The following is an 11,185-nucleotide window of genomic DNA, read 5'->3' on the forward strand; positions in this document are numbered from 1 at the left end:
TTTTGAGATAGGAGATGGCAAAATCATGAAGCGATTAATAGTATGGATGATAATAATTTTTATAGCTATGAGTTCGAGAGCATATGCAAGTGGCATAGATAATCAGTCTAGAAATGATGCAGATGAGATTGAAAGAACCGTTAATGCCATCAATATATCAAGGGAAAACATGTCTTTAAGACCTTTAAGAGTTAATAATATTTTAAAAGAAATGGCTTTGACGCATTCAAAATATATGAATCATAACAAAACTTTAACCAGTATGGAACAAGGAGGAAAGTTATATTTTAGAGGTCGATACCCATGGGACAGAGCTAGTTATTATAAATACAATAAAACTTATGTTTATGAATTTGTAAAAAAAGATCTAAATAATTATATGGAAGGCTACAATCAACTTATAAATGATCCTTTGACTAGAATTGTACTATTGGATAATCAATACTTAGATATAGGTATGAATAAAGAAAACAATTACTTTACATATATAGTAGGTGGTAGCGTGCGTACAGAAGAACAATTAGTTATCTACCCATATGATGGACTAAAAAACGTACCCATAAAATGGCTAGGAGATTCTCATGCACTGCTTTACAAGAACACCACAACGAATGGAAGCTATGGTATGCCGGTTACAGTGACATATTATGGGAATCCGATAGCAAAAGTAACCTCATTAAAAAGTACCATTGTTCGAAAAGATAATGGTAAGGCAGTGAATCATAGAGTTGTATTACCGACAGACTTTCATCAATTAAAAAATACCATAACATTGCTCCCTCTAGAATCCTACGATCAAAATACAACCTATCAAGTAAAAGTGAGCTTAATCTTAAGACTGGAAAATGGATCTTTAAAGTATGTTAACGAAACAGTTGAGTTTGCAACAACAAGCAATGTTGTAAAAACAACAGATAGTAGGTATATGACCAGGGCCCTTTTTGTTGAAAAAGTATTAAAGAATCAACTATTAGGTTTTACATTACAGGAACCATTAAAGCTTGAATTTAAAGATGTTAATATCAAATCAACTGAAAGTATATATATCTATACAGCTAGTCAAGAAAACTTGATTTCTGGTTTTCCGGACCAGACGTTTAGACCTTTAATAAATATTACAAAAGAACAAGCATACACCATACTTATAAAGGCATATGAAAAAAAGTTCCCCAAGATTTCATTAAATAGTCAGGATCAATTAAATCAATATCTAGACCATGCCAATACGAGTAGTTGGGCTAGAGAATCCCTATTAAAAGCACAACAACTTGGTATATTGATACATACAAATAAAAAGATTGAACCACAAGCATTTATTAAAGAAAATGAATTTGATCAAATAATGGCATTATTTAGTAAAGTTTTAAAAGAAAAGTAAGTAAAAACGTAATCTGATTATAGATTGCGTTTTTTATTTGACCAGGTTATGATTTGCATCTAAAATAGGAATAAGTAACGATACAGTGTGGCTAAATAAAACATCAAAAGAAGTAGAACAAGAAAATATTGTCAAGGAGCGTAGTATGAGAAAAATAAATGTAGATGTGGTAAGAGAAACAGTAAAAAAATTATGTATGGAAGCAAATTACTATTGTAATAATGACATAATAGATGCTCTCAAAAAAAGCAAAAAAAATGAGACATCATCAATAGGTTCAAACATATTGGATCAAATTCTAGAAAATGCTGATATCGCGGATAGGAAAAAAATGCCAATATGCCAAGATACAGGTATGGCCATAATATTCTTGACTATAGGTCAAGAGATATACTTTGAAGGTGGGTTAATAGAAAAAGCCGTACAAGAAGGTGTTAGACAGGGCTATGAAGAAGGTTTTCTTAGAAAATCTATTGTTAAAGATCCATTTGACAGAGTGAACACTGGCGATAATACACCTGCCATCATTCACTATGATATCGTAGAAGGTAACAGGTTGACCATAGAAGTAGCGCCAAAAGGATTCGGAAGTGAGAATATGAGCCGAATTCATATGCTAAAACCTTCAGATGGCATAGAAGGCGCTAAAGAAGCAATTATTTCGACGGTAGACTTGGCAGGAGGAAATGCATGCCCACCTATGATTATTGGAGTAGGTATTGGTGGATCTTTTGAAAAAGCAGCATTTCTTTCAAAAAAAGCTTTACTTAGGGATGTGGGAGAACATTCAGTTATTCCCTACGTCAAGAATTTGGAAATCGAACTATTAGAAAGAATCAATCAATTAGGAATTGGACCACAAGGACTTGGTGGTCGAACAACCGCTCTTGGGATTCATATAGAAGTATTTCCAACACATATTGCCGGTCTTCCTGTTGCGGTTAATATTGGTTGTCATGTAACACGTCATGCTAAAAAAATCATATAGGAGGCTCTATGAGAAAGAAAATAACAACGCCGTTAAATAAAGAAAAAATAATAGAATTAAGTGCAGGTGATGAAGTATTATTATCGGGAGAAGTTTATACATCAAGGGATGCAGGGCATAAAAGAATGATTGAGCAAATGGAAAGAGGCGAAAATTTGCCTTTTGATATAAAAGATGCCATTATTTACTACGTAGGGCCATCTCCAAATAAGCCTGGTGAGATTATAGGTTCGGCCGGTCCAACCACCAGCTATCGTATGGACGCGTATACGCCAAAGTTGCTAGATTCTGGACTTAGTGGTATGATTGGTAAAGGAGATAGAAATGAGGCGGTTATTTCAGCAATGATTAGAAATAAAGCCATTTACTTTGCGGCAGTTGGGGGTGCGGCAGCGTTAATTGCGGACAAAATAGTATCTTCAGAAATTATTGCCTATGATGACTTGGGAACAGAAGCATTAAGAAAACTTATTGTTAAAGATTTCCCATGTATTGTCGTTATTGATAGTGAAGGTCATGATTTATATAAGTCAGAAAAAGAAAAGCATAGGATAACAAAGACAAACTAAGTACTTAAATAATTACATGCATAGGACATATTATGTTGTATCAACTTACAAGTTAAATTATACTAATACTAGACGTTTCTTAGAATCAATTGTAGGAAACATTTACAAATATTTAATACAATGGTTAAGGTGTCAAAACAATATAGTTGAACTTTCATATACAGTGTATGTAAATATAGTGAAACTTGGTTTTGACCCTTTAACCATATAATGTAAAGATTTTGAAGAATAAATATGTGTTCCAATTATATAGCCGAATTAAATATGTATCTTCGAAAAGACATTCAGATATAAATAAGTCTTTGAAAGTTCATAATCGGTTTGGTTATATATGTAAAATAAAATGCATTTAAAAAAAGGGAGGTCAATTATGTTTAAGAAATTATTAACAATCGTTTTAGCTCTAACAATGATATTGTCATTGGCTCTTGTTTCAGGTTGCGCAAAAGATGAGCCAGAGGTTACCACTGATCCGGTGACTGAAGCACCAGAAGAAACCCCAGAAGAAACACCAGAAGAAGAACCTGCAGAGCCTATAGATTTTACAGTAGGGCTTGTAACAGACGTTGGTGGTATTGATGACAAATCATTTAACCAAGGAACTTGGGAAGGTATCCTAGAATTTGCAAATGCAACAGGTGCTCAAACAAAATATCTTCAATCCGATTCGGATGCAGATTATATTCCTAATCTTTCAAACTTCTCAGACGAAGAGTTGGACATTATCATAGCGCCAGGTTTCTTATTTGAAGCAGCTTTAACCGAAGTTGCAACGAATTTTCCAGATCAAAAATACCTAATTATTGATATGGTAATTGGTGGCAAAGATAATGTTGCCAGTGCGGTATTTGCTGAAGAACAAGGCTCATTTCTTGTTGGTGTTGCAGCGGCTTTAAAAGCTCAAGAAGCTGGAAAAGACACTGTAGGCTTTATTGGCGGAATGGACTTTGATCTTATTCAAAGATTCGAAGCTGGTTTTGAAGCTGGTGTAGAAGCCGTTGATCCTAACATGACCGTTTTGGTTGAGTATGCTGGTGACTTTTCAAATGCTCCAATTGGACAAACATTAGCAGCAAAAATGTATGATCAAGGTGCTTATGTTATATTCCACGCAGCTGGTGGTACTGGAAATGGCCTTATAAAAGAAGCTAGAGACCGTCGTACAAATGGAGAAGATGTTTGGGCGATTGGTGTTGATAAAGACCAATATGAAGATGGTATCTATGAAGGCGATATGTCAGCTGTATTAACATCTATGATGAAACGTGTTGACGTAGCAGCACGTGATGTAGCTGAAATGACTTACAATGGCGAGTTCCCAGGTGGAGGCATTCTTGTATTTGACTTGACGAATCAAGGTGTTGGTATACCAGAATCCAATCCAAACTTATCAGATGCGATTGTTGAAGAAGTTAAAGCATATGAAAGTAAAGTTGTTGCTGGTGAAGTTGAAGTACCGGTAGTACCAAATCGTTTAAAATAGTTTATTTTCTTACTAAAGCCAAGACGATTTAGTCTTGGCTTTTTATCTTCAATCATCATGCAGTGTGGCATGATGACCATTGTTACTTAGAAATCTAGGTGGTGATGGTCATTATACCTTTCTAACAATCCAAAGAAAAGATTAATCCTAAAGATGACGAGGTGAAAAAATGAGATCGGTCTTAAATGATTTTGCATTAACAGCATCTGCAACCAATATGACTTATCAACAAAAACTTTTTTCAATGGCAAATATTGGAGAAAGACTTATTGATCCGAGAGAGTCATTAGGTTACACAGATGAAGAGATGAAGTATATTGAAAATGACATGATTTGTGATTTAAATGAAGGCTATTTACCTTATAGACCGAGATACATCGTTCCTGATTATGATATATTTATAAAAAATGGTTGTAAATTCTTAGACATTAAACCCCCAATAGACTTAGATCAACTACTAGATGGCCTTTTGATAATATATGGTCATGTACCATCCATTACATCATTTCCTGTATATATAGGTAGATTGGATCAACTCATAGATCCTTTTATTCGTGATGAGGCTTCTGATTACGTTAAAATAAAAAGATTTTTAAATCACATTGATAAAACCATTGTCGATTCTTTTTGTCATGGGAACATTGGCCCACATGAGACGAGAGCGGGTCACTTAATATTAAAAGCGGTGATTGAGTTACAGAACCCAACGCCTAATTTGACCTTACTATATGATGCATCATTAACATCAAAAGATTTTGCCTTAGAAGCATTAAGGACCTGTTTGCTTGCCGCAAAACCATCTTTCAGCAATCAAGTTATGTATCAAAAGGATGTCGGCAACCATGGGATTGTTAGTTGTTACAATGCATTGCCATTAGGGGGTGGTGCTTATACACTTTTAAGACTAAGACTTGGAACAATGGTAAAGAAAGCAACTTCAACAGAACATTTTATAGAGACAATATTGCCAAAAGTTGCTCATAATATGGCAACTATGATGGACAAGCGTGTCAAATATATGGTTGAGCAAAGTCATTTTTTTGAAACTTCTTTTTTAAGTAAAGAAGGTTTTATCAGTCAGGATAATTTTACAGCCATGTTTGGTATTGTAGGTTTAGCAGACGCAGTCAATCATTTATTAAAGCTAGAAAATATAGAAGAAACATTTGGGCAATCAGATCTAGGTGATGAACTAGGTCATAAAATCTTATCGACACTTGAGCATATTGTAAGTCAGCATGAAGCACCTTATCTTCAAAGAACCGATGGCCATTATCTACTTCACGCGCAAGTTGGCGCGGACTTAAGTCCAGAAGATAAAGATAATACACCGGCACATCGAATTAAAGTAGGTCAAGAACCTATATTGCCCCTTCACTTAACTCAATCGGCAACCTTCCATAAGTATTTTAAATCAGGAACAGGTGACTTATTTGCATTCGACCAAACCTATCTAGATCATTTAGAAGCCCTTCTTGATATTATTCAGGGTTCATTTTCAGAAGGCTATCGTTATATTACGACTTATTTACAGAACTCTGATTTGATCAGAGTAACGGGATATTTGGTAAAGCGTAGTGATGTTGAGCGGTTCAATAATAATGAAGTTGTTCTAAGAGATACGGATATATTTGGCAGTGGTACCAACAATAATGCAAATGTATTTAATAGACAAACGAGGACTTTCGAGTGAATCAGAAGATTTTAGTGAATCAGATTATCCCTTTTTCGAATGTGGATGGAGAAGGTAACCGATGTAGTATTTTTGTTCAAGGGTGTCAGCTAAATTGCCTCTATTGCCATAACAGTGAAACGATTCAAAAATGTAGGCATTGTGGCATTTGTGTTGAACACTGTCCAAGTAAAGCTTTAAGTATTGAGTCAGGACTAGTTCTATATAATGAGAAATCATGTACAAGATGTGACAAGTGTATAATGATATGTCCATTCCAATCAACCCCAAAAGCAAAGGCATATACCTTAGATGATTTAATGGTTTTAATAAAGAGTTATCGTCCATATATAAGAGGTGTGACTTTGTCCGGAGGTGAGCCTACCTTATATACTGATTTTTTAATGGGTTTATGCAAAAAAATAAGATCTCTCGGGTTAACCGTATATATTGACTCTAATGGCTTCTTTGATTTTGAAGCGACGTTACCTTTAATCAATAATATTGACGGTTTTTTATTGGATATCAAAGCGGTCGATAACATTGAACAACTATGTGGTGTAAAGGGTCAGACCCATTTAATAAACCTAGAAAAGCTACTTGAAATAGATAAAGTCATTGAAGTTAGGACTGTTCTTCTAAATAAGCACATGGATCAAATAAATACACTAAATAAGGTGGTTGATCGATTAAAGGGATATAATCAAGTACCTTATAGACTAATAAGAGCCCATGTCACAGGATTGAAAAAGGCACAAGCGCTATTAATCGGTGATGCTATCATGAAAGATGAAGAATTTCTAGCGTATGGCACTTATTTGAGTCAAAAAGGGTTTCACAACTTTAAGTTACAGAGGTAATAGTGAAGATATTAGGGTGTTATCAGTCATAATGGTTAAAGTGTCAAAAATTAGTTTTTACAATAAGTAGTTATGATACTTTAACCTTATAATATAAGTTATTAAAAATTAGACAGGAGATGTGTTATGGAATACGTAGTTGAAATGCTGAATATCACTAAAGAATTTCCAGGCATAAAAGCAAACGATGATGTAACCTTACGGGTTGAAAAGGGAGAAATTCACGCGTTACTGGGAGAAAATGGTGCGGGAAAATCAACCTTAATGAGTGTCTTGTTTGGATTATATCAGGCAGAAAAAGGAACAATTAAAATTCATGGTAAAGAAGTTGATATCAGCAACCCAAACGTGGCGAACAAAAATGGCATTGGTATGGTACATCAACATTTTAAGCTTGTCCACAATTTTACAGTGACAGAAAATATTATTTTAGGCTTAGAGCCTACTAAATCTTTTAGGCGTATAGACATTGAAAAAGCTGCTAACAAAGTATTGGAAATCAGTCAGAAGTATGGCTTAAAAGTAGACCCTCATTCAAAAATTGAGGACATTACTGTTGGTATGCAACAAAGGGTAGAAATATTAAAAATGCTCTATAGAAATGCAGAAATATTGATTTTTGATGAACCTACGGCGGTATTAACACCTCAAGAGATCAAAGAGTTAATGGGTATCATGCGTGAGTTGGTTAAAGAAGGAAAATCTATTGTACTCATCACTCATAAGTTAAAAGAAATATCTATGGTAGCTGACCATTGTACAGTACTAAGGAGAGGTCGATATATTGGAACCGTTAAAGTATCAGAGACTACGGAAGAACAGATGGCTGAGATGATGGTAGGTCGCGAAGTTAGTTTTGAAGTAGATAAAGAACCTGCTACGCCTTCAGATGTTGTGTTAAAAATTGAAAATCTAAATATAAAAAATTCCAGAAACCTTATGGCGGTTAAAAATCTTAATCTTGAAGTAAAGGCCGGAGAAATACTATGTGTGGCAGGTATTGATGGGAATGGTCAATCAGAATTAATTAAGGGTATAACAGGACTAGAAAAGATTGAATCGGGCAAGATATTATTTGACGGAGAGGATATATCTTCCGATTCTGTTAGAAAGAGAACCTTAAAAGGCATCGGACACATTCCTGAGGACCGACATAAATATGGACTGGTTTTAGATTTTTCATTAGAAGAAAATATGGCCCTTCAAAGCTATTTTCAAAAACCATTGTCGGAAAAAGGCATTTTGCAACCTGAGGCTATACGAAAGCATTCAGACTTTTTAATTGAAGAATTCGATATAAGAAGTGGACAAGGCAGTGTTACAAGTGCCAGATCCATGTCTGGAGGTAATCAGCAAAAAGCCATTATTGCTAGAGAAGTAGAACGTTCTCCAAGGCTATTAATAGCAGCGCAACCAACCAGAGGGTTAGATGTAGGTGCAATAGAATATATTCATCAACGTCTGGTTAGGGAACGAGACAGTGGAAAAGCAGTATTACTCATGTCTTTAGAGATGGAAGAAGTATTGAATCTATCTGACCGCATTGCGGTAATATATGAAGGCGAGATTGTCGGCATCGTTGATGCGAATAAAACAAATGAGAACGAGCTTGGTTTGATGATGGCCGGTTCAAGAAAGGGGAAAGTTGATTAGATTATGAAGAAATTTATCGATTTCATCACAAATGAGAAGAATCATAAGTTTGTCATTCCTGCGATTGCCATTTTTTTAGGTTTCTTTGTAGGATCAATTATCCTAATCCTAACAGGACAAAATCCAATCAAATTATTCACTTCTCTAATTAGAGGTGTTCTTGGGATTGATATTAGCCGTATTGGAAGTGGAAGAAGTATTTTTAATTCTAGATATGTTGGGGAGTATTTTGTGTCAGCGATGCCTATTATACTAACGGGTTTGTCTGTAGCATTTGCTTTTAGAACAGGTTTGTTCAACATTGGTGCAGAAGGACAACTTTTGGTTGGTTCTTTTGCCTCAGTGGCAGCAGGTGTGACCTTAGACCTTCCCGGCTTTATATTATTACCAGTGGTTATACTTTCTGGTACCTTAGCAGGTGCCATATGGGGATTTGTACCAGGTATACTTAAGGCCAAATTCAACGTGCATGAAGTTGTTGTTACCATTATGATGAATTACACAGCCTTGTATTTAACCAATTATTACTTAAAACAGTTACCAGGTAGTGATAATGTAAAATCCGTGCCACTACCTGCGGGTGCAACTTTAAAAAGTGATTTCCTAGTTGAAATGACCAATAGATCCAGGTTACATTGGGGCTTTATCCTCATAATTATAGCTATTTTCATATTCTGGTATATTATTGAAAAGACAACCTTTGGTTATGAATTAAAAGCTGTAGGATATAACCCTCATGCAGCTAAATATGCTGGGATGAAGGTGGAACGCAATGCAGCCTTGTCTATGGCCATTGCAGGGGCTTTTTCCGGCTTAGCCGGAACCGTTATTGCTATTGGTACGTTTGGTTACGGTAGAGTACTTGGAAGCTTTGAAAATTATGGTTTTGAAGGTATAGCCGTCGCACTGGTTGGTGGGAACACTGCCTTAGGTTCTTTGTTTGGTGGTTTACTTTTTGGGTCACTAAACGCTGCTCAACCGGTTATGCAATCCAGTGGTATACCTAGAGATATTGCCATAATTATCAGTTCTACAATTATATTGTTTGTAGCGATGCAAAATGGTATTAAAATTATTCTAAAACGTATAAAGGGGGCAAAGTAAAATGGATATACTTTACTCGATGTTAGCTTTGACGTTAATTTATTCAACACCGATTATTATCACAGCGATTGGTGGTATGTTTTCAGAACGCAGCGGTGTTGTAAATATCGCCCTTGAAGGTATGATGATGATTGGTGGTTTTACTGCCGCAACGACCATTGTATTTCTAGAAGGAACAACCAGTTTTGCACCATGGATGTCCTTGTTGATTGGTGCATTGGCTGGAGGTCTTATATCTGTTATACATGCTTATTTGAGTATACATCTAAGCAGTGATCAGGTCATATCCGGTACAGCCATTAATATACTTGCAGGTGGTTTAACCATTTACTTATCACAAATTATTTTTGGACAACAAAGAACACAAACCTTTAGACAAGGTTTTGTTAAAAGAACATATAGTGGATTAAGTGAGATTCCAATTATTGGGAAAATCTTCTTTACCAATATGTACCCAACTGTGTTTTTGGCATTGGCTTTGGTTTTAATCAGTTGGTATGTTCTCTATAAAACCCCCTTTGGCCTTAGACTAAGAGCAACAGGTGAACATCCTCATGCTGTTGATAGTATGGGTATCAGTGTCTATAAGATGCGTTATATTGGTGTTATACTATCCGGATGTCTTGCTGGACTGGGTGGTGGGGTTATGGTATTAACCCAAGATACTCAGTTTACAATTATGAGTATTCATGGTACTGGATTTATTGCCCTTGCCGCATTGATTTTTGGTAAATGGAAACCGCTAGGTCTTTTAGGAGCAAGTTTATTCTTTGGATTCTCGCAGATTCTTAGCATCTATTCAACCAGTATTGGCTTCTTGTCAAAATTACCAATGGAATATTTTAAAGCATTGCCTTATGTTTTAACCGTTATTGCACTGGTCGTATTTAGTAATAAGGCAGTTGGCCCTAAAGCTGCAGGGGAACCTTATGACAAAGGTCAACGATAGAACCAATTAACTATAATGAAGAAAAACAAGAAAAGAAGATGTCGTTTGTAATCGACATCTTCTTTTCTTCTATATATAGTACATTTAGCTAGTGTTTGCTACCACATATAGATATATGATAAGATCATGAAAAAGTCTTGAATTATAAGGTTTTGTCGATACTTTTATTAAAGTAAAAAACTTGGCAAAATGTATTGACATGCGTCCGTTGCTTTAGTATAATTACTTTTGCGCCTGTGAAACATAGCGTTTATTACAATTAAATATATCAAGTATAATATGACTTTATACTTGAAAAAAGCAATTCAGTTTGGAGAAGTACTCAAGTGGCTGAAGAGGTGCCCCTGCTAAGGGTATAGATCGTTTACGCGGTGCGAGGGTTCAAATCCCTCCTTCTCCGTTTATTGTTATTATAAGGCTGGAAAATGCGCTGAAAAATTACAATAAAATAATTAAAAATCTTGTTGACTTAGGTAGTCATACATGATATAATTCTCTCTGTTGCCCCAAGAGGTAACGAAGTAGAAGC

General features: G+C 35.4%; 9 protein-coding genes and 1 tRNA gene. All 10 read left to right on the forward strand.

Annotated features, from left to right (window positions below; genetic code table 11):
• Positions 1-1,378: S-layer homology domain-containing protein (locus P0N36_RS13125; protein WP_275843309.1), on the forward strand; the 1,378-nt coding region annotated here is incomplete at its 5' end.
• A 145-nt stretch (positions 1,379-1,523) separates the two neighbouring features.
• Positions 1,524-2,366 carry a fumarate hydratase gene (locus P0N36_RS13130; protein ID WP_275843310.1) on the forward strand — a complete coding sequence of 281 codons (843 nt, stop codon included), beginning with the start codon at positions 1,524-1,526 and terminating at the stop codon, positions 2,364-2,366.
• An 8-nt stretch (positions 2,367-2,374) separates the two neighbouring features.
• Positions 2,375-2,935, forward strand: a complete 561-nt coding sequence (locus tag P0N36_RS13135) for a Fe-S-containing hydro-lyase (RefSeq protein WP_275843312.1) — start codon at positions 2,375-2,377, stop codon at positions 2,933-2,935.
• Between the two features lie 370 nt (positions 2,936-3,305).
• A complete protein-coding gene (locus tag P0N36_RS13140; protein WP_275843313.1) occupies positions 3,306-4,418 on the forward strand; it encodes a BMP family lipoprotein in 1,113 nt (370 codons plus the stop codon).
• A 169-nt stretch (positions 4,419-4,587) separates the two neighbouring features.
• Entirely contained in the window at positions 4,588-6,111 is a 1,524-nt protein-coding gene (locus tag P0N36_RS13145) for a YjjI family glycine radical enzyme (protein WP_275843314.1), read from the forward strand.
• Positions 6,108-6,950, forward strand: coding sequence for a YjjW family glycine radical enzyme activase (locus P0N36_RS13150; protein WP_275843315.1), 843 nt, complete (start codon positions 6,108-6,110; stop codon positions 6,948-6,950). The genes P0N36_RS13145 and P0N36_RS13150 overlap by 4 nt, the downstream gene beginning before the upstream one ends.
• 126 nt (positions 6,951-7,076) lie before the next feature.
• Complete coding sequence (locus P0N36_RS13155) at positions 7,077-8,603, forward strand: ABC transporter ATP-binding protein (protein ID WP_275843316.1); 1,527 nt, start codon at positions 7,077-7,079, stop codon at positions 8,601-8,603.
• A gap of 3 nt (positions 8,604-8,606) precedes the next feature.
• Positions 8,607-9,707 carry an ABC transporter permease gene (locus P0N36_RS13160; protein WP_275843317.1) on the forward strand — a complete coding sequence of 367 codons (1,101 nt, stop codon included), beginning with the start codon at positions 8,607-8,609 and terminating at the stop codon, positions 9,705-9,707.
• Position 9,708: 1 nt separating this feature from the next.
• Positions 9,709-10,656 (forward strand): ABC transporter permease, encoded by a 948-nt coding sequence (locus P0N36_RS13165; RefSeq protein WP_275843318.1) that lies wholly within the window; start codon positions 9,709-9,711, stop codon positions 10,654-10,656.
• A 312-nt stretch (positions 10,657-10,968) separates the two neighbouring features.
• Positions 10,969-11,056, forward strand: a tRNA-Ser gene (locus P0N36_RS13170).
• The last annotated feature ends 129 nt before the right edge of the window (positions 11,057-11,185 follow it).

The sequence above is a fragment of the Petrocella sp. FN5 genome (genome assembly GCF_029210395.1).
GTDB lineage: Bacteria > Bacillota > Clostridia > Lachnospirales > Vallitaleaceae > Petrocella.

Bases quoted from the DNA above. Each gene is read 5' to 3' on its own strand.
- P0N36_RS13130 (WP_275843310.1), top strand. From the start codon at position 1,524: ATGAGAAAAATAAATGTAGATGTGGTAAGAGAAACAGTAAAAAAATTA.
- P0N36_RS13135 (WP_275843312.1), top strand. From the start codon at position 2,375: ATGAGAAAGAAAATAACAACGCCGTTAAATAAAGAAAAAATAATAGAA.
- P0N36_RS13140 (WP_275843313.1), top strand. From the start codon at position 3,306: ATGTTTAAGAAATTATTAACAATCGTTTTAGCTCTAACAATGATATTG.
- P0N36_RS13145 (WP_275843314.1), top strand. From the start codon at position 4,588: ATGAGATCGGTCTTAAATGATTTTGCATTAACAGCATCTGCAACCAAT.
- P0N36_RS13155 (WP_275843316.1), top strand. From the start codon at position 7,077: ATGGAATACGTAGTTGAAATGCTGAATATCACTAAAGAATTTCCAGGC.
- P0N36_RS13160 (WP_275843317.1), top strand. From the start codon at position 8,607: ATGAAGAAATTTATCGATTTCATCACAAATGAGAAGAATCATAAGTTT.
- P0N36_RS13165 (WP_275843318.1), top strand. From the start codon at position 9,709: ATGGATATACTTTACTCGATGTTAGCTTTGACGTTAATTTATTCAACA.